Origin of the sequence: Paenibacillus cellulositrophicus, assembly GCF_009363095.1 — a bacterium.
Classification (GTDB): Bacteria; Bacillota; Bacilli; order Paenibacillales; family Paenibacillaceae; genus Paenibacillus_AQ; species Paenibacillus_AQ favisporus.
In genome coordinates this window covers 2,897,100-2,918,949 of the sequence record NZ_CP045295.1, presented here as the reverse complement: position 1 = coordinate 2,918,949, position 21,850 = coordinate 2,897,100, and the positions used below count along the sequence as shown (strand labels likewise).

Annotated in this window: 21 protein-coding genes; 14 read left to right on the top strand and 7 right to left on the bottom strand. The window is 55.8% G+C overall.

Features of this window, described 5'->3' with window-relative positions:
• Window positions 1-7 precede the first annotated feature (7 nt).
• From GCU45_RS13115 to mutY, 4 genes are all read left to right on the top strand, one after another.
• A complete protein-coding gene (locus GCU45_RS13115; RefSeq protein ID WP_152399268.1) occupies window positions 8-1,054 on the top strand; it encodes a glycoside hydrolase family 53 protein in 1,047 nt (348 codons plus the stop codon).
• 22 nt (window positions 1,055-1,076) lie between these two features.
• Window positions 1,077-3,143: a beta-galactosidase gene (locus GCU45_RS13110; RefSeq protein ID WP_152399267.1), complete on the top strand. Its 2,067-nt coding sequence runs from the start codon at window positions 1,077-1,079 to the stop codon at window positions 3,141-3,143.
• A 198-nt stretch (window positions 3,144-3,341) separates the two neighbouring features.
• Window positions 3,342-3,737, top strand: a complete 396-nt coding sequence (gene acpS, locus GCU45_RS13105; protein WP_152399266.1) for a holo-ACP synthase — start codon at window positions 3,342-3,344, stop codon at window positions 3,735-3,737.
• Window positions 3,738-3,780: 43 nt separating this feature from the next.
• Window positions 3,781-4,950 (top strand): A/G-specific adenine glycosylase, encoded by a 1,170-nt coding sequence (gene mutY, locus GCU45_RS13100; RefSeq protein WP_208837123.1) that lies wholly within the window; start codon window positions 3,781-3,783, stop codon window positions 4,948-4,950.
• A gap of 142 nt (window positions 4,951-5,092) precedes the next feature.
• On the opposite strand, the gene GCU45_RS13095 is transcribed toward mutY, so the two are convergent.
• Window positions 5,093-5,710, bottom strand: coding sequence for a superoxide dismutase (locus tag GCU45_RS13095; RefSeq protein WP_076175842.1), 618 nt, complete (start codon window positions 5,708-5,710; stop codon window positions 5,093-5,095).
• 611 nt (window positions 5,711-6,321) lie between these two features.
• Here GCU45_RS13095 and GCU45_RS13090 point away from each other — a divergent pair.
• The 6 genes from GCU45_RS13090 (at window position 6,322) to folE (ending at window position 11,382) form a co-directional block, all read left to right on the top strand.
• On the top strand, window positions 6,322-6,747 hold the full coding sequence (locus GCU45_RS13090; RefSeq protein ID WP_152399265.1) for a GNAT family N-acetyltransferase: 426 nt from the start codon (window positions 6,322-6,324) through the stop codon (window positions 6,745-6,747).
• Between the two features lie 155 nt (window positions 6,748-6,902).
• On the top strand, window positions 6,903-7,508 hold the full coding sequence (lepB, locus tag GCU45_RS13085; RefSeq protein WP_076175838.1) for a signal peptidase I: 606 nt from the start codon (window positions 6,903-6,905) through the stop codon (window positions 7,506-7,508).
• A gap of 45 nt (window positions 7,509-7,553) precedes the next feature.
• Window positions 7,554-9,329: a tRNA epoxyqueuosine(34) reductase QueG gene (gene queG / locus GCU45_RS34390; protein WP_280117535.1), complete on the top strand. Its 1,776-nt coding sequence runs from the start codon at window positions 7,554-7,556 to the stop codon at window positions 9,327-9,329.
• A 22-nt stretch (window positions 9,330-9,351) separates the two neighbouring features.
• Window positions 9,352-10,386 (top strand): HD-GYP domain-containing protein, encoded by a 1,035-nt coding sequence (locus GCU45_RS13075; RefSeq protein WP_152399263.1) that lies wholly within the window; start codon window positions 9,352-9,354, stop codon window positions 10,384-10,386.
• Between the two features lie 96 nt (window positions 10,387-10,482).
• Window positions 10,483-10,731 carry a YneF family protein gene (locus GCU45_RS13070; protein WP_076175831.1) on the top strand — a complete coding sequence of 83 codons (249 nt, stop codon included), beginning with the start codon at window positions 10,483-10,485 and terminating at the stop codon, window positions 10,729-10,731.
• Window positions 10,732-10,788: 57 nt separating this feature from the next.
• Entirely contained in the window at window positions 10,789-11,382 is a 594-nt protein-coding gene (folE, locus tag GCU45_RS13065; protein ID WP_105444339.1) for a GTP cyclohydrolase I FolE, read from the top strand.
• 252 nt (window positions 11,383-11,634) lie between these two features.
• Here folE and GCU45_RS13060 read toward each other — a convergent pair whose 3' ends face one another.
• Entirely contained in the window at window positions 11,635-12,699 is a 1,065-nt protein-coding gene (locus GCU45_RS13060) for an alpha/beta hydrolase (protein WP_145138100.1), read from the bottom strand.
• Window positions 12,700-13,111: 412 nt separating this feature from the next.
• Between GCU45_RS13060 and GCU45_RS13055 the strand changes: the two genes are divergently transcribed.
• Window positions 13,112-13,855 carry an IclR family transcriptional regulator gene (locus GCU45_RS13055; protein ID WP_152399262.1) on the top strand — a complete coding sequence of 248 codons (744 nt, stop codon included), beginning with the start codon at window positions 13,112-13,114 and terminating at the stop codon, window positions 13,853-13,855.
• 164 nt (window positions 13,856-14,019) lie between these two features.
• Here GCU45_RS13055 and GCU45_RS13050 read toward each other — a convergent pair whose 3' ends face one another.
• The 4 genes from GCU45_RS13050 to GCU45_RS13035 form a co-directional block, all read right to left on the bottom strand.
• Window positions 14,020-16,035, bottom strand: a complete 2,016-nt coding sequence (locus GCU45_RS13050) for an alpha/beta hydrolase family protein (RefSeq protein WP_152399261.1) — start codon at window positions 16,033-16,035, stop codon at window positions 14,020-14,022.
• A gap of 318 nt (window positions 16,036-16,353) precedes the next feature.
• Window positions 16,354-17,979 (bottom strand): alpha/beta hydrolase family protein, encoded by a 1,626-nt coding sequence (locus GCU45_RS13045; RefSeq protein ID WP_152399260.1) that lies wholly within the window; start codon window positions 17,977-17,979, stop codon window positions 16,354-16,356.
• Window positions 17,980-18,040: 61 nt separating this feature from the next.
• On the bottom strand, window positions 18,041-19,144 hold the full coding sequence (locus GCU45_RS13040) for a DUF1648 domain-containing protein (protein WP_152399259.1): 1,104 nt from the start codon (window positions 19,142-19,144) through the stop codon (window positions 18,041-18,043).
• The gene (locus GCU45_RS13035) at window positions 19,144-19,542 is read right to left on the bottom strand and encodes a GntR family transcriptional regulator (RefSeq protein WP_152399258.1); all 399 of its coding nucleotides are present in this window, start codon (window positions 19,540-19,542) and stop codon (window positions 19,144-19,146) included. The genes GCU45_RS13040 and GCU45_RS13035 overlap by 1 nt, the downstream gene beginning before the upstream one ends.
• 322 nt (window positions 19,543-19,864) lie before the next feature.
• On the opposite strand from GCU45_RS13035, the gene GCU45_RS13030 reads away from it, so the two are divergent.
• Together GCU45_RS13030 and GCU45_RS13025 are read left to right on the top strand one after the other, a co-directional pair.
• Complete coding sequence (locus GCU45_RS13030; protein ID WP_105444336.1) at window positions 19,865-20,209, top strand: PadR family transcriptional regulator; 345 nt, start codon at window positions 19,865-19,867, stop codon at window positions 20,207-20,209.
• Window positions 20,206-20,769 carry a DUF1700 domain-containing protein gene (locus tag GCU45_RS13025; protein WP_152399257.1) on the top strand — a complete coding sequence of 188 codons (564 nt, stop codon included), beginning with the start codon at window positions 20,206-20,208 and terminating at the stop codon, window positions 20,767-20,769. The genes GCU45_RS13030 and GCU45_RS13025 overlap by 4 nt, the downstream gene beginning before the upstream one ends.
• 133 nt (window positions 20,770-20,902) lie before the next feature.
• On the opposite strand, the gene GCU45_RS33775 is transcribed toward GCU45_RS13025, so the two are convergent.
• Entirely contained in the window at window positions 20,903-21,043 is a 141-nt protein-coding gene (locus GCU45_RS33775; RefSeq protein ID WP_167527130.1) for a hypothetical protein, read from the bottom strand.
• A gap of 227 nt (window positions 21,044-21,270) precedes the next feature.
• Between GCU45_RS33775 and GCU45_RS13020 the strand changes: the two genes are divergently transcribed.
• Window positions 21,271-21,825, top strand: coding sequence for a hypothetical protein (locus tag GCU45_RS13020; protein ID WP_152399256.1), 555 nt, complete (start codon window positions 21,271-21,273; stop codon window positions 21,823-21,825).
• Window positions 21,826-21,850: the final 25 nt, after the last annotated feature.

Here is a 21,850-nt window from a genome sequence, read left to right as displayed (position 1 = left end):
GCAGGGCATGGAAATCGAAAAGATGTGGATCAAGGGCATGGACGTGTCCTTCCTGGATGAGATCGAACAGGGGGGAGGCACGTTTCATGAGGGTCCGGACAAGGTGGACGTTCTTGAGCTTTTGCAGCGCAGCGGCACCACCTCCATCCGGCTGCGGATCTGGAACGACCCGCCGGGAGGCTACTGCAATTTGGAGCGGACTCTGATAATGGCCAAAAGGGTCAAGGAGCTCGGCATGCATCTGCTGCTGGATTTTCATTACTCGGACAAGTGGGCCGACCCGGCGAACCAGTGGAAGCCTGCCGCCTGGGAAGGACTGCACGGGGCGGCGCTGGAACAGGCCGTTTACGATTATACGTACGAAGTGATGGCGGTGCTGCGCGCCGGCGGTGCCCTGCCGGATATGGTTCAGATCGGAAATGAAATTACGAACGGCATGCTCTGGCCGGATGCGAAGGTGGATCCGAAAGCGGAGGCCGGTGCGGATGAGGAGCCATGGGCCCGCTTGTGCGGGCTTCTCAAATCCGGCGCAAGCGCTGTGCGGGCGGTGGACCGATCAGTTCGGGTGATGCTGCACATCGACCGCGGCGGCGATCCGGAAGGCAGCCTGACCTTTTTTGAGCGGATGGAGGAGCAGGGGGTTCCTCGTGACGTGATCGGATTATCGTACTATCCATGGTGGCACGGTCCGCTGGAGCAGCTCGAACGGAATTTGCAGGATTTGTCTCTGCGGTTTGGGCGGGACATCGTCGTCGTGGAAACGGCTTACCCATGGACTTTTCGGACTAGGGAAGGATTTCCCTTCATCGTGGAGAATGATGAAGCATTGCCGTCCGCGTTCCCCGTTTCGCCGGAAGGCCAGCAGGCTTATTTGAAAGCGCTAACCGACATCATCCGCCGCACGCCGGACGGCCGGGGCTTGGGCTTCTATTATTGGGAGCCGTGCTGGATCCCGTCGCAGCAGGTATGGTCTGTCGGCCATGCCAACAATTGGAGCAATCTGACGCTGTTTGATCATGACGGTTATCCGCTCCCGGCGCTTTATACCCCATAACAGAAAAGAGGCTTGTATTCATATGAAAAAATCCTATCCACCGATCAGCCCACAAATTTCAGGATTCATGCATGGGGCTGACTATAACCCGGACCAATGGCAGCATAATCCGGAAGTGCTTGAAGAGGACATCCGGCTGATGAAGCTGGCCAAATGCAACGTGATGGCCATCGGCATTTTTGCCTGGGCTGCGCTGGAGCCGGAGGAAGGCGTATTTACGTTCGATTGGCTCGACCAGGTGCTGGACCGGTTTGCCGCAAACGGAATTTATGCATGGCTGGCAACCCCCAGCGGCGCAAGGCCTGCATGGATGTCGCAAAAGTATCCCGAAGTGCTGCGCGTAGGGGAGAACCGGGTGCGCAATCTGCATGGCGGGCGCCATAACCACTGCTATTCTTCGCCCGTATACCGGGAGAAGACCCGGATCATCAATACGAAGCTGGCGGAGCGGTATGCGAACCATCCGGCCGTGATCGGCTGGCATATTTCCAATGAATACGGCGGGGAGTGCCACTGCAATTACTGCCAGGAAGCGTTCCGCGAGTGGCTGAAGGCGCGTTACGGATCGCTGGAGGCTTTGAATCAGGCTTGGTGGACGTCGTTCTGGAGCCATACGTATACGGACTGGTCCCAGATCGAATCTCCCGCCGGGCACGGGGAAAAGATGGTCCACGGCCACAATCTGGACTGGAGAAGGTTCGTCACGGACCAAACCGTGGACTTCTGCAAACAGGAAATCGCTCCGCTCAAGGCGATCCGGCCGGACCTTCCTGCGACCACGAACATGATGGATTGGTTCGAAGGGCTGGATTACCGCAAATTCGCGGATATCCTGGACGTCATCTCCTGGGACGCCTATCCGACGTGGCATGACAAGCAGGACCCGGGCAAGCTCGCATCCTGGTTCTCCTTTAACCACGACCTGTTTCGTTCGCTGAAAGGCGGGCAGCCGTTTATGCTGATGGAGAGCACGCCGAGCCTGACGAACTGGCAGCCGGTCAGCAAGCTGAAGCGCCCGGGCATGCATCTGCTCTCCTCGCTGCAGGCCGTAGCTCATGGCTCGGACACCGTGCAGTATTTCCAGTGGCGCAAGAGCCGCGGCTCCAGCGAGAAGTTTCACGGCGCCGTCGTCGACCACGCCGGGCACGAGCACACGCGGGTGTTCCAGGATGTAGCCCGGCTGGGCGGCCTGCTGGAGCAAATCGCCGCGGTGACCGGTTCCGGCGTGCCGGCGGAGACGGCCATTATCGCGGATTGGGACAACCGCTGGGCCGTGAAAGATTCCCAGGGCCCGCTGAACCGGGGAATTGACTACGAAGGCACGGTGATGCAGCATTACCGCGCCTTCTGGAACATGGGCGTGCCCGTGGACGTCATCGGTTCCGGCGACGACTTCTCGAGGTACAAGCTGATCGTCGCCCCGATGATGTATTTGTGCACGGCGGAAGCCGGTGCCGCGCTGGAGGCGTTTGTGGCCGGTGGAGGCACCTTGGTGGCTACCTACTGGTCCGGCATCGTCAATGAGAGCGACCTGTGCCATCTGGGCGGATTCCCCGGACCGCTTCGCAAGACGCTCGGCATCTGGTCCGAAGAGATCGACGGCCTGCATGAGGGCGAGTTCAATCGGATGATCCCCGTCCAGGACAACGGCCTGGGCCTCGAAGGCGATTATGAGCTGTACGACCTGTGCGACCTGATTCATCCTAAAGGCGCCCAGGTGCTGGCGGAGTACGGCGACGATTTTTACGCGGGGCGTCCGGTGCTGACGGTACATTCGTTTGGACAAGGCAAAGCCTATTACCTCGCCTCACGCGCGAAGGAGCCGTTCTACGGCGATTTCTATGCCCGCCTTATTCGGGAAGCGGGTGTCAGCCCGGTGCTGGATACCGAGCTTCCGCAAGGGGTTACGGTCCAGCTTAGGTCGGACGGCATCACGGACTATGTGTTTGTCCTGAACTTCACGGGTGAGGACAAGCAGGTGGATCTGGATGAGCGGGAATACCGCGATCTGCTTGGCGGCGAGCCCGTCGCCGGAAGCATCAAGCTGGAGGGATACGGTGCGCGGCTGCTGGCGCGGAGCACCATATAAATCGTAGACGGTAACAGGAATGCGGAGCCCGGCGAAGGGCTCCGCATTTTTCGTGTGCGCTACAGCTTTTGAGGTATTGCCGGGGATCGTTCCAGGAAGAACAGCTGGTAAAAGCCGCCTATTCACAAGCGGCTCGTTTTTGGGACGTGCACCTGTTACAATAGGATTTGTATGTCATGGAAGGGAAGGTGCGGGGCATTGATTTACGGAATCGGGCACGATGTGCTGGAAATCAAGCGGGTTGGGCTGCTTCTCGGCAGCCGTCAGGGCTTCCGTTTTATGGAGCGGGTGCTGACGGCCCGTGAAAGGGAGGAAGCCAAGAAACGCGGCGGAAACCTGACCGAGTTTGTCGCCGGGCGCTTCGCCGCCAAGGAGGCTATCTCCAAAGCCTTTGGCTGCGGCATCGGCGGGGTAATCGGCTTTGTGGACATGGAAGTGCTTCCCGATGAGAGCGGCAAACCCGTCGTGGTGCTGAACGAGCAGGCTTGGGAGCGCCTCGAGCTGCCGGGCGAGCCGGAATATGTAATCCATCTATCGATCTCCCACCAGACCGAGCTGGCTTCCGCCTTCGCTGTTATAGAGAAGCGGGAATAGGCCGGCTCATGATCAAGCCAGCCAGAAAGGTATGAAGGACCTCATGAGCAGTTCGATAAGTTCAATGGAGCAGAAACGGCATTTCAGCATCAACCTGCTGGAATGGTACGACAAGCATAAACGGGATTTGCCGTGGCGGCGCCACCGCAATCCCTACTATATTTGGGTGTCGGAAATCATGCTGCAGCAAACGCGGGTGGACACGGTCATTCCGTTCTTCAACCGGTTCATCGAGCGGTTTCCGACGGTAGAAGATTTGGCCGATGCCCCTGAGCAAGATGTGCTCAAATGCTGGGAAGGCCTGGGGTATTACTCCAGGGCCCGCAATTTGCAGGCTGCGGCCAGGCAGGTGAAGGAACTGCACGGCGGTATGGTGCCGGACGACAAGGCGTCCGTGTTCGCCTTGAAGGGGGTCGGCCCGTATACGGCCGGCGCGATTCTGAGCATTGCCTTCAACAAGCCGGAGCCGGCCGTTGACGGCAATGTGATGCGGGTGCTGTCGCGATACTTCCTGATTGAGGAAGATATCATGAAAGGAAGCACACGCGCCTTTATGGAAAGCCTGGTCGTGGAGCTGATCCCGGACGGCCGGGCATCGGACTTCAACCAGGCGCTCATGGAGCTGGGCGCCTTGGTGTGCACACCCAAGTCGCCGCACTGCCTCACCTGCCCGGTGATGGAGCACTGCTCCGCCAGGCAGGAAGGCAAGGAGGAGCAGCTGCCGGTCAAGACCAAGGCGAAGCCGCCGCGGCCCGAGTATCGGGTGGTGGCCCTCGTGGAGGGCCGCGGCGATCATAGCGGCCGCGTTCTGATCCGCCAGCGTCCGCAGGAAGGGCTGCTCGCCCGCATGTGGGAGCTGCCGCATTTGCAGACGCCGGCGGCGCGCAGCGGGCGTCTGCCGGACGAGCCGGCGATGGATATCCTCGCCGGGGCGCTGCTCGAGGAAGGCATCGCTGCGCGGCCGATCGCGCATTTAACGGACGCGGAGCATACCTTCAGCCATATTCACTGGAACCTGCAGGTCTACCGCTGCCGCGAAGAGGACCTGCCGCAGGCAGCCGAGCTGAAGGCAATGTACGCGGCCGGGGACAGCAGCGAGCCGTCCGTCCAGACAGAGTACCGATGGATCGATGAGCGGGATATGCAGCATTACGCCTTTCCCAATGTGTTTTTAAAAATTTTACAGAACTATTTCCAACATTCATCCGATTAATCGTTTAAAATGTTAACCAAAGCGTGCTATTCTCGGCAGCCGGGAATCATCTCGCTGAGAGACAAGCAAAAGGGGCTGCCCGTCAAAGAAACTGCAAAGCAGTTCTTTGGGGGCAGCCCCTTTATTTCCGGGAAGGTACAGCTTACGGCTGTACGATTTCCTGGTAACGTTTGCTGACAACATCCCAGTTCAGAACGTTCCAGAACGCTGCGATGTAGTCAGGGCGTTTGTTTTGGTATTTCAGGTAGTAAGCATGCTCCCAAACGTCCAGACCGAGGACCGGTGTTTGACCTTCCATCAGCGGGTTGTCTTGGTTAGGCGTGCTTGTTACAGCCAGTTTGCCGTTCTTGTCTACGACGAGCCAAGCCCAGCCGCTGCCGAAACGGGTTGTAGCCGCTTTGGTGAATTCTTCCTTGAATTTGTCCAAGCCGCCAAGCTCGCTGTCGATCGCTTGAGCCAGAAGGCCGTTTGGCTTGTCTCCGCCTTTAGGGGCGATGATTTCCCAGAAGAGGGAGTGGTTAGCGTGTCCGCCGCCGTTGTTGCGAACGGCTGTACGGATGTTCTCAGGTACGCTGTCCAGGTTGGAGATCAGCTCTTCAAGGCTTTTGTTTTGCAGTTCAGGAGCATTTTCCAGAGCCGCGTTCAGGTTCGTTACATAAGTGTTATGGTGACGGTCGTGATGGATTTCCATCGTTTGAGCGTCGATGTGCGGCTCGAGCGCATCATTCGGGTATGGAAGTGGTGGTAATTGAAATGCCATAATAAATACCTCCTGTTAATGTTTTTTTGGGTAGAATCAACGCAGGTGGCTGATTCATATGAATAAAGGAACGCTTTTGTTGTCCAAAAGAGCCCTTTATCGGCATAAGTATGTAGCATGGAACGTGATTCCATTTCTATTAAACCGTATTTTTTCGATTAAATCAACATTTATGTTTACAAAGTCGAATTAATCCTGAGGCGGGCTTGCCAGCTGTATTGGAACGGACTTGACCGCAGACTTTTCCTGTGGGAACCTCAAAGGATCCAGGCGGGCGGAGCCATTCTTTCATCGCGAGAAAAAAACTTTTTTGGATTTCGTGTAGGTACGCCGAAAGACGCATTTGTTATCCTTTACCCAAATCCCGAAGGATTATGCCGCAAAACTAGTCCATTATATGGGAAATTTACAGATGATAGAATGAAAACGCTTGCCATAAAGCGCTTTCAAAAGAAAACGCGTGTTTTTTAAAGTAAACTATGGTTTAATGGATGATAAAGAAGGATTTTCACGGTTTTTGTCGTAATACTATACCTTGGATTAGAGGGTTTTTTTGTTTTCCCTGAAAATCCCCTTAATCCTATAAAGCTAACGAAAAGGGAGATTTAAACATGCATGTTCGTTCCTTTCAGTTAAGTGATGCGACTCGTGTCAACGAGCTGCTGCAAATCGCGTTATCCGAAGAATGCTACGACAATACGATCGAACCTTTCTCCAGGCAGCTCTACTGGGATTCCGACCTGATTGTGGTTGCAGAAGAGGATGAACAGATCGTCGGTGCCTTGATCGGCACGATCGAGCATAACCACGGCTTCTACTATCGTATTGCCATCCATCCGGATTACCGCCGCAAGGGAATTGGCAAGGCACTGGTCACCATGATGGAAGGCCGGTTCCAGCAGCGTAAGGTCAGCGGAATTATGATTGCAGGAGACGAGCATAACAAGGCCGCGATGCCTCTGTATGAGGCGATGGGCTACGGGGCCAACAAGGTGCTGCAGGCATTCCAGAAACTCAGCATTGTCGCGCCGCAATAGAGATAACGACCCTTTGGTATTATGGAGAAAACGTACATCCATATCGTGAATAAGCAATATTTACTATACTTGAGCATATCTACGCGCCGTTGCAAAAGGCCCGAAGATATGCTTTTCTGTATATATGGGAATTTGTCATAAAAATGAGGTGTAGCATGAATCAAGTCGATCAGCGTGAGCAAGGCCGCCCCGAGCCGGTTCCGGTTACAACGCCGGGAGAGCAGGCAGGCAAGCGCGGCTGGCTGTCTGAATTTTGGGACTGGGCCAAAACACTGGTTATCGCATTTGTCATTATGATGCTGCTGAATTTATTCGTTTTTAACCTGTCCATGGTCCGCGGGCAGTCGATGCAGCCGACGCTGGTAGAGCAGGAACGGCTGTTTGTCGATAAGATCGTATATGATTTTACCGCACCGAAGCATGGCGAGGTCGTCGTGCTTCGCGACCCGAGCAACGGTCCGGAGAAAAAGGAATTTCTGGTGAAGCGGATCATCGGCGTGCCGGGTGACACCGTGGAAGTGAAGAGCCACAAGCTGTACGTGAACGGTAAGGAGCAGAGCGAGCCTTACACCGAGGTGGAAATTCAGGATGCGGATTTCGGCCCGGTCAAGCTGGACAAGGATCACTATTTTGTGATGGGGGACAACCGGCATGCCGGCGCAAGCCGGGACAGCCGTTCCTTCGGCAGCGTGGAAGCGAGCGCCATCGTGGGGCGGGCCGAATTTATTTTCTGGCCGTTGTCCAAAGCGAGATCGCTGTAAGACATTATGGAACGACTCTTAACGGAAAGGAGGCCGCAAGGAGAAATGACATCAAGTAAACCACAGGCTGCGTACGCTCCTTCGGCTTCGCCGTGGGAGCAGCTGAAACAGGACATTAAAGAGGCGGCGGCCGGGTTCGGCATTGACGATATCGGTTTTGCTTCGGCTGACCCGTTTGTCTCTCTGAAATCAATTCTCGAGAACCACCGCAAGCTTGGTTACGAATCCGGCTTTGAAGAGCCGGATCTGGACAAACGCGTCACCCCGGCACTCCCCGATGCACAGCCCGCCTCTCTCATTGCTATCGCCGTAGCCTATCCATCCAAAATGGAACACAAGCCCAAGCAGGTGCCTGGACAATACCGGGGGATCCTCGCCCGTTCGGCATGGGGGCGGGATTACCATCAGGTGCTGCGGGACGCTATGGGCAAGCTTGAGGCGTTTATCCGGGAGCGGGTGCCGGATGCGGTGATGGAGAGCATGGTGGATACCGGGGCATTGGTGGACCGGGCGGTTTCGGAGCGGGCCGGCATCGGCTTCAGCGCGAAGAACTGCTGCATCATTTCGCCCAAATGGGGTTCATGGATCTATCTCGGGGAGATGGTGACCAACATTCCGTTTCCGCCGGATACGCCCGTCACGGAGGACTGCGGCGACTGCACGATGTGCATCGACGCATGCCCGACGGGAGCGCTGGTCGGCCCCGGCCAGCTCAATGCGCAGCGGTGCATCTCCTTTTTGACCCAGACCAAGGGCTTTCTGGAGGACGAGGTGATGCGCAAGATCGGCAACCGGCTGTATGGATGCGATACCTGCCAGGTCATCTGTCCAAAGAACAAGGGGAAGAACTGGACGCATCATGAATATTTGCTGCCGGATCCCGAGAAGGACAAGCCGCTGCTGCTGCCTATTCTGGATTTGAGCAATAAGGAGTTCAAGGAGAAGTTTGGGGAAAGCGCAGCCGCCTGGCGCGGCCGCAAGCCGATTCAGCGCAACGCCGTGATTGCGCTCGGCAACTTCAAGGATACATCGGCGGTGCCCCGCCTCGGCCGGGTGCTGCTGGAAGACCCAAGACCGGAACTGCGGGGTGCCGCAGCGTGGTCTTTGGGCCGGATAGGAGGGGAAGAAGCTTTGAATTGGCTGAATAAAGGTCTGGCTTCAGAACAAGACGAGAAGGTGATAGACATGATGAGCGAAGCGCAGGAAAAGCTTCAGCCCGCTGGAAGCGGACAACCCGCAGATGCCGAAATGGCTGCGGATGATTTTTCTCCCGGTCTGGGAGGCGAGAAGGAAACGGTCTATTATTCGGAGATGATTTCTCCGATCGGCCCGTTGACGCTGTGCGCAACGGAGAAAGGGCTGTGCCTGATCGAGTTCGGACCGTTTAACGTCAAGGAGGCGGTTCTCCAGAAATGGTCCCGCACCTGGTGCGGCGGCGGTGATTTCGTTCAGGATGACGACCGTTTGGCAGAGGCGAAGCGCCAGCTGGGTGAGTACTTTGCCGGGGAACGCAAGACGTTCGACGTGCAGCTGGATATGCGGGGAACGCCGTTCCAGCTTCAGGTTTGGAGCTCGCTTGCCGATATTCCTTATGGAGAGATCCGATCCTATGCAGATATCGCAAATGCGATTGGCAGACCGAAGGCCGTCCGTGCCGTCGGCGGTGCCAACAACAAAAATCCCGTACCGCTGATCGTCCCGTGTCACCGGGTGATCGGCGCTGACGGAAGTCTCGTAGGATATGGCGGAGGGATGGAGATCAAGCGCCATCTCTTGACCCTGGAGAACTCCCTGCCCGAAAGAAAGGGATGGGCCGATTAAGTAACCAATCGGGGGAACGTTCATGAGGTATGTAGGCATTGAAAGTGTGGAGCCCGGTCAATTTTTGGGGAAAACCATCTATTCCGGGAATGGGACGGTACTGCTGTCGGCGGGAGTCCAGCTTACCGTGTATATGATCAGTACGCTGAACCGAATCGGGGTCACGATGCTCTACATTCAGGATCCGCTGTACGCGGACGTGGATACGGAGGACATTCTCAGCGAAGCGACCAAACAGGGCTTGATTCAGGAGATGAGCGACGCTTTTGAAGCGGTGCGGTCCGGGAAGGAATGGAACACCCAGCTGATCGGCGCGAGTGTGGACCATCTCCTCGAGGACGTGATGGACAACAAGGAGCTGCTCGTGCAGCTAACGGATGTCCGGACCGCTGACAACGCCCAGTATGTTCACGCGATGAATGTATGCTTGCTGTCCACAGTAATGGGCGTCAATATGGGCCTGAATTATCAGCAGGTCAAAGAGCTCGCTACGGGCGCCCTGCTGCATGATATCGGTAAGAACGGCATGCGGGAGGGAGACGAGCTGTTCCCGGATTCCAAGAGCCATCACACCTGGCGCGGTTTCGAGAAGCTCAAGAACAAAAGGGAGTTCGGCCTCCTGATCGCCCACGTCGCCCTTCAGCATCATGAGCGGGTAGACGGCTTGGGCATTCCCCGGGGACTGACCGGAGACGAGATTCATTTATATGCCAAAATCGTCGCCACTGCGGACGCTTACGACCGGATGATTCATCCGCTGAAGCCTTCGGGCCGGAGGCTGATGCCGCATGAAGCCTGCGAGCAAATGATGGCCATGTCGGAAAAGCAGCTCGACCACGGCGTGCTGGTCCAGTTTACGAGGATGGTGTCGATCTATCCCAACGGGACGGCCGTCAGGCTGTCGAACAAGGAGACGGGGCTTGTCGTCCGTCAGCACCGGGGGCTGCCGGGACGTCCGGTCGTCCGGATCGTGCGCGGCGAAGCGGGTCATTTGGATATTAAAGAGCTGGATTTGGCGCAGGAAACGACCGTATTTATCGAGGCTGTATTGGCCTAGAATTCATTTGCGAGCCGCATTTGGACATGCTATGATAGGTTCGTGCTGCTCAGGCACGCGCAAGGAATCGATTTATACTTATAGGGGTGGCGGAATATGCAATATGTAATTCCAATTATTACGCTGATCGTCGGCTTGGTCGGCGGGTTTTTTATCGGCGTGTATTATCTGCGCAAGCAAATGGAAAAAATGCAAAATGACCCGCAAATGCTTCAAAAGATGGCCAAGCAAATGGGTTACAACCTGAACGGGCGCCAGATGCAGAAAGCGCAGCAGATGATGAAAAATCAGCAGTTTTCCGGCAAGAAAGGCCCGGCACAAGGTCAAGGCCGCAAGAAGAAATAATCCCCTCGGCATAGAACGTCTACAGAGAAGCAGGGGGTAGCGATAGGAGGAAGTGCTGTGGCTGGCGTTAAAGATTACGTGAACGCGCGGGTTGGTGAAAACCGCGAGAAGATCGAGTACCATATCGAGCAAATTTTGAAGCTGATCGGTGAAAATCCCGAGCGGGAAGGGCTTCTTGAGACACCCGCCCGCGTTACCCGGATGTATGAGGAAATTTTTGCCGGATATGAGGTAGACCCGCGTGATGTGCTGGGCGTGACCTTTGACGAAAATCATGAGGAACTGGTGATCGTCAAGGATATCGTGTATTACAGCCAATGCGAGCATCATATGGCGCCGTTTTTCGGCAAGGTCCATATCGGCTACATTCCGAGCGGGAAAATTGCCGGACTCAGCAAGTTGGCCCGGTTGGTCGAGGCGGTCACCCGCCGTCTGCAGGTACAGGAGCGGATTACGTCCCAAATCGCCGACATTATGGTCGATGTGCTGCAGCCGCATGGTGTGATGGTCGTCGTGGAAGGCGAGCATCTGTGCATGTGTTCGCGGGGCGTGAAGAAGCCGGGCAGCAAGACGGTGACTTCCGGCGTACGCGGCATTTTCCGTGAAGACCCGGCGTCGAGAGCGGAGTTTCTGTCTTTGATCAAAGAATAATGACGGCAATATAGAAAGAGGGCACGCCCGGAAGGGGGCGTGCCCTCTTTTGTTTGTACCAGCTATTTTTTGAAGATTATAGAATTTATAAATTTCAGCGAAGCTGAACCATTCTATAATCGCAAGAAAAACTTCAGCTAATCGCGGTCTGTCTTCTTTGAAGGTACGTCGATAGACGTTTTTCTTAAGATTATAGAATTTATAAATTTCAGCGAAAGCTGAACCATTCTATAATCGCAAGAAAAACTTCAGCTAATCGCGGTCTGTCTTCTTTGAAGGTACGTCGATAGACGTTTTTCTTATCATAGGGTCATTGTCGATATCCTTCTGCTCAGCCAGCTTGATATTGCCAAGGAAGGTGGACACCCGGCGCAGGTATTCACGCGAGTGCTCGCGGAAGATCAGCTCGTGGTGGCTGCCTTTCACAATCCAGACGTCCGAATACGGATTGGTCTGGTTGGAGGCAAGCTTTTCCGCGATTGGATAAGGCGCCTTCTCGTCCTCCGTTCCGTGGATAAAGAAGATCGGGAACGGATAATCCTCTTTTTTGACCTGCTGGTATGGAATCTGGTTCAGGCTCGTGCCGTTCAGTACCGGGAACAGCAGCTGCAGAATCTCCAGCGACGGATGCCGCGGCAGGTCGATCTGATTTTTGATGTTATGGTACAGCGTATCCGGCTCGAGCAGGAAGGTGCTGTCGAGAATCATGGCGTCGACATCCTTCGTCTGCAGTCCGGCCTGAAGGGCGGTGCCGGCGCCCATCGAGAAGCCCCATACCACGATCTGCTTGGCCCCGCGCTGCTTGGCCAGATCGATGGCCCCCAGCAGCTGCTGGGCTTCCACCTTGCCGCCCGTCGCGACGGCTTTGCTGTTCTGGGAAGCGAAACCGTAATCGAACATAATGACGTTAAAATTTAAGCGGTGGGCGAAATGTGCCAAATCGTACATCGGGATCCAGGTTTCCTCCCGGTTGGCGCCGTACCCGTGACTGAACACGATCGTCTTGGTTGATCCTGCGGCTGGAATGTACCAGCCCTGCATCATCCGGCTGCCGTCATGGGCCGGGAAAGTGATGTCCTCGTATTTCATGGACTTGGCCTGCATCGGATTGGAGTACAAGGGGGCGACTGTCGGATTGGACAACACCCAGGCGATGTAGGCATGCAGCGCAATGAAACAGAAGAGCAGGAAAAATACAACGGACAAGAGCAGTGCCACCAAAATATGCTTAAAGCGAATCATTCGCGTAGATAACGGTAATGGTGTATCGGGCAGGGGGCGGGGAAGATGTACGTCGTTACGGGATGTCATGTTCATGCGTGCCCCTCCTTATAAATACTTTACTATATTAAGTTTAACTTCCAGGCTTCGTTTACGAAACATATAAAATTTTACTCTATATCCTATGCAAGCCTGAGGTCAAAGTCAATCCGGGGCGGACAATTGTTAGACAATTGTAATAGTGAACCGCTCCATAGTTCACCTGCCGGCTACCCTTGTCCTCCTGATGCGGACATGAGCATAGAGTGCCCGGCGGCATGAACTTGCACATGCAGATGTGCACCCGGTGGTGCAGCGAGTGCAGCGAAGCCTGACATTGGCCCTAGCTACGTATTGGCGTCTTCTTGCGAAAGGGTCAAAGAAGAAAATATAGACTTTATCCGGCGAATTTCTTATAATTTATGTAACCATGTTTCATGTGGTGAAACATTTGAGGGGCGGGATCGGAATGGAAGACCGCAAATTAACGGTTCGTGCCGTTGAACGGGCACTGGATATATTGATGTGTTTTACGCAGAACAGCGAGCTGGGGCTGACCGAAATTGCCGGAATGATCGGGCTGCACAAGAGCACCGTCCATCGGCTGATGACGACTCTTGAAGAGAAGGCTTTCGTCGTCCGCGATGCGGCGACGGAGAAGTACCGGCTCGGCATTAAAGTGTGGGAGCTGTCCACGCATTTATCGCAAAGCGACGATCCGGCGGTGCTGCTGCTGCCGGCGATGGAGCGGCTGCGTGACCGGCTGGGTGAGACGGTCAGCCTGTACCTGCGGGACGGGAAGGACCGTCTGCGGATCCAGGCGGTGCAGAGCAACCAGGCCATCCGGAGGGTTGCGCAGGTCGGGGCGCGCCTGCCGCTTACAGTGGGAGCGTCGAGCAAGGTGCTGGTGGCGTTTGCCGCGCCTGCCGATCAGGAGGAGCTCCTGAGCGATCCGGATTGGGCGGAGCTGGTGAAGGGCGGCAGCTATGTGCGGCAGCTGCAGGACATCCGCGAGCGGGGCTATGCGACGAGCATCGAGGAGCGCGAGCCCGGCGCCGCCGCGGTGGCAGTGCCGATCGTGAACCGGAACGGCAACGTCGCCGCCGCCCTGTCCGTATCCGGCCCGGTGAGCCGACTGTCCAGCGAAACGCTGAATGAGTTTGCTCCCGTGCTGATCGAAGCGGCGCGGGAAATGGGGCTGATGATTCCGTAAACGGACGTAAGCCCACTGAGGTTGTGAATGGATGAAGAAAATAAGAAAACAAACTGATTGCGTCATCGTTATAGAGAAAGCCCGCCATACCGGGGAAATCCGGTATGGCGGGCTTTTTTTAGAGAATAGCATTTATGAATTAGAAATCAATGGCATCAGTGAAATCAGTGCTCGATATGCTCTTCAAACCAGCGTACGATATGGGTCAGCCGGCGGGTGCGCAGATGCGGATTGCCGCTGCGGGACAGGTTGTGGTCGGCTCCCGGGAAACGGATGAACTGCGCTTCCTTGCCGAGGCGCTTAAGCGCCACGAACAGCTGCTCTCCCTGCTCGATCGGGCAGCGGAGATCCTGCTCCCCGTGCAGGATCAGGAGTGGGGTGTTCACCTGCTTCACGTAAGCGATCGGGGAATGCTTCCACAGCTTCTCCAGATCGTCCCAGGGATTGCCCCAAATCTGGTCCTCGGTAAAATAGTACCCGATATCGCTGACGCCGTAGAACGACACCCAGTTGCAGATCGAACGCTGGGTGACGGCGGCTTGGAACCGGTCGGTATGTCCGACGATCCAGTTCGTCATGAAGCCGCCGTAGCTGCCGCCGGTCACGCCGAGCCGGGCGGCGTCGATGTAGTCATAGGCGGACAGGACATAGTCCACCGCATCCATCAGGTCCTGGTAGTCGCGTCCGCCGTAATCGCCGCGGACCGTATTGACATGGGCCTGGCCATACCCGTGGCCGCCGCGCGGGTTCGTGTAGAACACGGCAAATCCCGCCGCTGCGAGCAGCTGGAATTCGTGCATGAACGTGCAGCCGTACATCGCTTGCGGTCCGCCGTGGATTTCCAGGATGGCCGGCACATTGGAGCCTTCCTTGAAGCCGACCGGCTTCATGATCCAGCCCTGGATCGGCCACCCGTCCGAGGCTTCGAAGCGGAAGGCTTCCGGCTCGCTCAGCACAAGTTCGCTGAACAGCTCCTTGTTGCAGTCGGTCAGCCGGGTCTCTTCACCGTTTGCCATGTCAAAGGCAAACAGATCTCCCGGATGAAGCGTATCTGCGGAAGCGAGAATCAGCCTGCCTTCCGGTGCCAGGGCGAACTGGTAAATTTCCCGGTCGCCGCCGGCGATGATCTCGTAATCGGAGCCGTCCAGCGCAAAGCGGGCGACCTTGACGCCGCCGTCCTCGCTCAGCTGCAGGAAGACGTACTTGCCGTCTTCACTGAAGAAGGGCGGACTGCCGGCTCCCGCGCGCATATCGCCAACGCAGGCGTGTCCGAGCTGTACGTCCAGGTCCTCATAGCAGGCGCGTGCCTCGCCGCCTTCAGCGGGAATCAGGTAGATGCGTGTCAGCGTGGCAAAGCCGCAGTTCAGGTCGTCGGCCAGCATCAGGATATGGCTGCCGTCCGGCGTGTAGGCGATGGACCCGATGCTCAGGCGCCCGTCCGTCAATTGGCGGACGTTTCCGCCGTCCCGCTCCGCCACGAATAAATCGTTGGTCAGGCGGAGGTCTGGATCCGGGAAGGAAGCGGAGGCATGTGTGGCGGTATAGATAATGCGGCTGCCGTCTGGTGACCAATTGAACGAAGACACGTCGAAGTCGCCCGAAGTGACCGGCGTGCATGCGGAAGCTGCAAGATCGTGAACGAACAGATGCGTTCTACGATCATTCCACAGCCCGGCGCCGTCGGCCTTGTATTTTATACGATTAATCACTTTTTCGTCTGGCTGTTTGTCCTTGCCGGCTTTCTCCGCCTGGGCTCCGGGGTCTTCTGCACCGATAGCCTCATCGGCCAGAGGAGCCTCAGCGCGGAGCAGAAGGGCGCTGCCGTCGGGCGCCCATTTGAAGGCGCTGACACCGTGCTTCAGCTCCGTTACGGCCTGGGCTTCGCCGCCGTGCGCGGGTATGACCCAGACTTGGCGGGCATCGCCCTTCTTGCGCAGAAGGGCCAGCCTAGAGCCGTCGGGAGACCACGCTGGCGAAGCGTCCTGCTCGCCGGCGGTAAAGGCGGTATCCTCCCGGCCGTCCGGCGAGATCAGGCGAATATGGGAGGTGTAGCCCCCATGCTGGTCGTTAACGGTTTTCGATATGTACGCGACGGCGCCGGTCTTGGGGGATACGGCAGGGTCGCTGACCCAATGCATCCGGTACAAGTCATCGGCGGTAATGGGACGTTTTTCACTCATGGACAGGGCCTCCTAAGCATGAAATTGGAATAGGTATGAAGCAATCAGATTCTAAACCACATTATCCCAGAGTTCCGGCGGGAAATCCATCCGCTGATCCGCGCAGGGGGAGGGCATGACCACAAATCCACACATCCCAAACATCCCAAACATCCCAAACATCGATGGGTTCACCAACCTCAATAGGAAGACACCAAAAACAAGCCCCTTGATCCGGTTCAAGGGGCTTGCCGTGTATCTAAGTGGCGTTATTAGCTGGCGGGCGTCTGAGCCATCCACTGTCGGGGTTCCCGCTGCCGGCCGACGCCCTCGTCCGGTCTATTTCTGTTTGCCGATCCAGCTTGCGATCGTATCGATGATTGCCGGTGTCACGTTGGAAGGCTGTGCGTATTCCGAACCGGTGGAGAGGCCGTCATATTCGGCAAGCAGATGGTTTACTTTCGGGAATGATTTATACTCCACATTGGTGCGGCCTTTTAATGCTTCCTTCCACTGCTCAAATTCATGCATCGGCACCTGCCAGTCGTTTTCGCCCTGCAGGACGAGCATCGGGCCGCTCTGCGTTTTGGCTAATTCGGCTGGCTTGTAGTCCTTCTTATCGTACCACCAGTAAGCGGGTGGAATCGGAAAGCTCTCCGGCAGGTGGGAGACCGAGTACTGCGGGTCGTCCAGCAGCTTGGCGGCCTGGGTCCACACGACTGCCTGCTGCTCGTAAGGCGCAGAATCCTGACCCAGCTGCTTCACGCGGGAAACCAATTCCGCCTGCTGCTCCACGGCAACGTCGATGAAGGAAGAGCTCGGGCCCGAGAGCAGGATGGTGCCGGCGATGTTCCGGCCGGCATTGGCATCGGCATCCACGATGAGCGGCATCGCATAACCGCCTTGACTGTGCCCCGCCACGTAAATCCGGGCGGGATCGACGCCCGGGGTTTGGGTCAGCAGCTTCACCGCCGACAGCGCATCGTCAACCGTCTCTTCTTTGACGGTTAATTTCGGGTTGGCGGCGATTTTAAAGGTATGCTCAAACGTGACCTTGTCGTAGCGCAGGACGGCGATGCCTTTGGCGGCTAATCCCGCCGCCAGGTCGCGGAACGGCTTGGCTCCGCCGATGGAGGTGTCCCGGTCGTTCGGACCGGAGCCGTGAACGAGCACGACGGCAGGGAACGGTCCTTGGCCAGCCGGCAGGGTCAGCATTCCGGGAAGAGCCCATTCCCCTTCGCCGATTTGGACCTCCCGCTCGGTATAGGCCTCCGGATGATCATAAGCCGGAGGCCGGTATCCTCCCGCCGAGACCGGGCTGATGTTCAGATCGTCCACCAGGCGGTCTGCATTCAGGCGAAGGGTTATCTGAAGCGGTACGGCCGCCGTCTGCAGCGTGTATGCCACATTGTGGTGGACGGCATTGTCGCTTTCCTGCTTGCCGCCTACTGACGATACTTGGCCGTATACGCTCTCGTAGTTCTTCAACAGGCCGCTCAGCGTTTGAGCGGGCAGGGCCTGCTGCAGGGCGGGGCTCATGACCTTGGCCGCCTCAGCTCCGTTCCCGACCCGCAAGGCCTGAAGGAACAAATCGGCATTGTCGGCGGCTTCAGAAGGGCCTTCGGCACTCTCTGTGCCACCTAATGCTGCCGACAGGAAGGCGGCCGGAGCCATCGCTTGTTGGCCGGTAATCCGGACATTCCCTCCGGCCGGCACGGTTTTGCCATTCAGTACGGCGGTGGAGCGCCCGATGGTCAGTACCAGCTTCGTACCTTCTTTTGTGACGGTCACCGAGCGCTGATTCGGGTCCCAGCTGACTTGGGCGCCCAATCGAACTGCGGTTTCGCGAATGGAGACGTAGGATGCGGCGTCCGGAGTTTCGGCAGCAGCCGCTGCAGGGACAGACAGACTGATGGCGGTCAGGGAAGCAGCAGCCACCGCGCTTAGGGTTCGTTTCTTTTTCATAAACATTCCTCCTAAAGGGGATATCCCCGAATGATAAGATGACATATCGCGTTCCGGCGGGTTAACTTGCAATTCGAGCAGCGATAATGATCACAGCTAAGATACCGACCAGGAAAATCCAGGCGCCGGGTCTGCCGAAGTTGACCGTCCAGCCGATGCCCATACGTTTTTCCACGAACAGGGCGGGGTCCTGAGGATTAAAATAAACATTGCCGAGCTTCCAGTATTTGTCATCATTAACGACATGCGTTGCCCCGGAACCGGAAGATGGACCACCGATCCGCCGTCCGCCCTGGCCGGTGGAAAAGGCCAGCACGATGGCCAGCACGACGATCAGCATAGGCATCATCAGGCTGACGAGCATCATAATCTCCCGGCTCAGCGGATAGATCATGTTGTACTGAACGAACGAGAACAGCAGCACCATCATGAGGCCGGCCGCGACGTTGAACATGGACCATCTGCGGCGGAAGGCGGCGTTACGGCGTACCGACTGCTGCGGATTGGCCGGGTCAAGCTGCTGCTTGCTGCGGAGGATCGACCAGTTCGTGGTCATAAAGATCCCGATCATTACAAGCTGCATCAAGTTCAGGCCGAGAACCGTCCGGTACGATTTGGCCGCCGTTCGGGTCACTTCGCCCTGCCAGTTGAACTTCATGTTCAGCGTGTCGGGGATTTTATCGTAGTAAGCCAGGGCAAGGGCGGCGCTGATCAATGCAACGGCTCCATGGATCAGAAACCATTTATTTGACCAGACCAGCTTGTTTCCGCTGCGGAATGACGTATCCACGGCCACGACGGAAGGGTTCAACGTCTCCGGGGGAAGCGTGGCTTTGAACCGTTTCATTTTCGTATAAAAAATCAGATTGATAACTGCCGCAGCAGCGATCAGAAGCAGCACAAATCCGGTGATGATGGTAGGCTGCTGCTTTTCCGGCACGGTCAGCATGGCGAGGAGACAGGCGATCAGCAGCACGCCGTATGCGACTGAACCGGTCCATACATACTGCCTGCGCATGCGGCGCAGCGGAGTGCTGTGATACACGGCTTCGCTGACCGATACGCCGAAGCTGACGGTTTCCCGCGTCAAATAAGGCATGCAGATCAGAGACAGCGACAGGGGAACGAACATGGCGATCAGAAACAAAACGGATATCCAGTACATTAGGCATTCTCCTTTGGTTCTTGGGTGATTTCGTCGTAAAAGCTTTCCACAATCCGCAGCAGCTCCGTTTTATCCATGCCCCGGCAAATGGCTTCGGCGATGACGGGTCTAAGCTGAGCTTCCTGTTTGTGTTGATAATCAGGGGTGATTCCCGGCATGCCGTCGGGGTTCACGACGACCCCTTTTTGCCGGTGAATTTGAATAAATCCTTCCTGCTTGAGCAGCGTGTAAGCCTTATTGACGGTGTGCAGGTTCACGCCGATATCCGAGGCAAGGCTGCGGACGGAGGGAAGATACTCGCCCGGGGCCAGCTGTTTGCTGGCGATCCCTTCGATGATCTGATTCATGAGCTGTGTGTAAATGGGCACGTCGGACTGCATATCCAACCGGATAATCAATGATGAGCCCTCCTTTCATCAACATGCTGCGTAGGTCATATTTATTGTTAGAGTATGAACATCTGTTATACAACGAATATAACAGATGCGCGTGCGATTGTAAATAGTTCACCAAAACTAGTGCACGTATGGTTGTAATTAGTTCACCCAATTAATGGACGCATGACTGAAATCAGTTCGCCAAACTAATGAACATATCGTCGTATATAGTTCGCAGAACCATCGCACGACTGTAATTAGTTTTCGAAACTATTTTGACATAGTACCTTGCAATGCAAAGTACCTGGTGTTATTATGGTGACGAAGGGAGCGGACGAACGAAATGGAAATGTCGGAATGGACTTCGCAGGTCCGCAGAGGCATCCTGGAATACTGCATTTTGCAGCTTATCGCCAAGCAGCCGAGATACGGATACGAGCTTGTGACGCTGCTGGATCAGTGGGAGCCGCTTGCCGTGACGGAGGGAACGCTCTATCCGCTGCTTCGGCGGCTGCTAAAGGATCAATACATCGAATCGTTCTGGAAGGAATCGGAGGCAGGACCGCCGCGCAAATATTACAGCCTTACCCCTACGGGGCACCGGCTTGTGGAGATGATGTCTGCGGAATGGAACAAGATCAGCCGGAGCGTCGATCAAATTCAAATCTATGGAGGAGAGATCTTATGATCAGCCCATATGGAAGGTCTTATTTAGAGAAATTGAACAAGTACTTGGAGAAGCTTCCCGATGAAGAGCGGATGGATGCCGTTATGGAAATCGAGAGCCATATTGCAGAGGGTATCGCGAACGGGCAGCCGGAGGCAGCGATCCTGTCTCGTTTGGGCGATCCCCGCAAGCTCGCCAAGGCGTACCGGAGCCAGCACTTCGTTGAGGGGCATCGGAGCGGATCTTTCCGCGATATTTTGGCTATGGCGTTGTTCTACTGCACGACAGGGCTGCTGAGCATCATGGTCATCCCGGTCCTTGCCGTGATTGCCTACGGCTTTGGTTTTTGCACCTTGTTGATTCTGGTCGCAGGCGTGATTCGTACTTTCGGCGCGACCTGGATCAATATGGGCGTGCCCGGCATGGAGGTCCCGACGGAATACAGCATGGTGGTCGCGGCGATCGTTGGCGCCATCATTGGAGGGATCGCATACTTCAGCTGGGTAGGTCTTAAAAAGTATATGGCTTTTTTGTCCACCCAGTATCGAAGATCACTGCCGGGCGGCCGGGTGTCGGCATAGGTATTTGCAATTTAATGTTAACCGGAACAGAGAAGGACCGTACGCATCATGCGCAACGGTCTTTTTAATTTATACAGCTGATCGGCGTGATTGTGATTCCGCCTGGCGCCCGACTAGCAGTGACCTTCGTGCATCAGCGGTTCTGGCTGATTTTCTCCTGCAAAATCTCTTGAAAGCTCCTATTCTTGTCCGTATCTTCCTTCACCGGCCGGTTAACGGGCTGCGGCTTAGGGTAAGACGGGTGATAGGGCATGATGCCATGCATATGTATCATTCTGCAGGCCTCCTTATGCCAGGGATTTTGAAACAGATTTTCGTGAAGCAGTTTAAATAAGGCTGATCCGAAGACGCAATGTCCGTCACGGGGATTGTGTATCTTTTTTACCCTGTTGCTAGGTAAATGAAACATCAGATGACGTAGTACCATGATTCCGGAATAGTGATTGGCGAACCGCCCCCAGCTGTTGTAAAATTTAGTAAATCCAAACGAGGGGGGAAATCATGAGAACCGCTTGCGCTCTTCTGATCTTGTTCATCTTGGCATTGGGAGGCTGCAGCAGCAGCGAAAAGGAGGATGAAAAGAAGTTCACCGTGGAGGATTTGGGCATCGTCAGCAAGGCGGATGGACGGAAGCTTTATTATGGAATGAAGCAGGCGGACGCTGAGGCCGTATTGGGACAGGGAAAACAACGGGCGAACGGCGTGTTCGAATACGGCTTGGGCATCGAAGCAGCTTATGGGGAGGGCAAGCTGGTTTACCTTAGGGTGGGAGAGGAAGCAAAGGATCACTATAAAACTGCCTTGAATGCCGAGATCGGCATGACGAAAGACGAGTTCGAGAGCATTTATGGAAACGTTCATATGCCAACCTCCCCCGATGCGCCATTGACTTATGTCTTTAATATGAAAAAGCGTGTGTTCCTGGAGAACAATGCACCCAAAAACGATAAAGCAGCCAAAAACCTTCTGCTCTTCCACGCGATGGAGTACGATGGAATCGTGGATACGATCGCTATCATCGACAGTTATTCAACGTCTCATCGTATCAAAGAATAGGGGTGTATTATCAAAAAAAACCCCG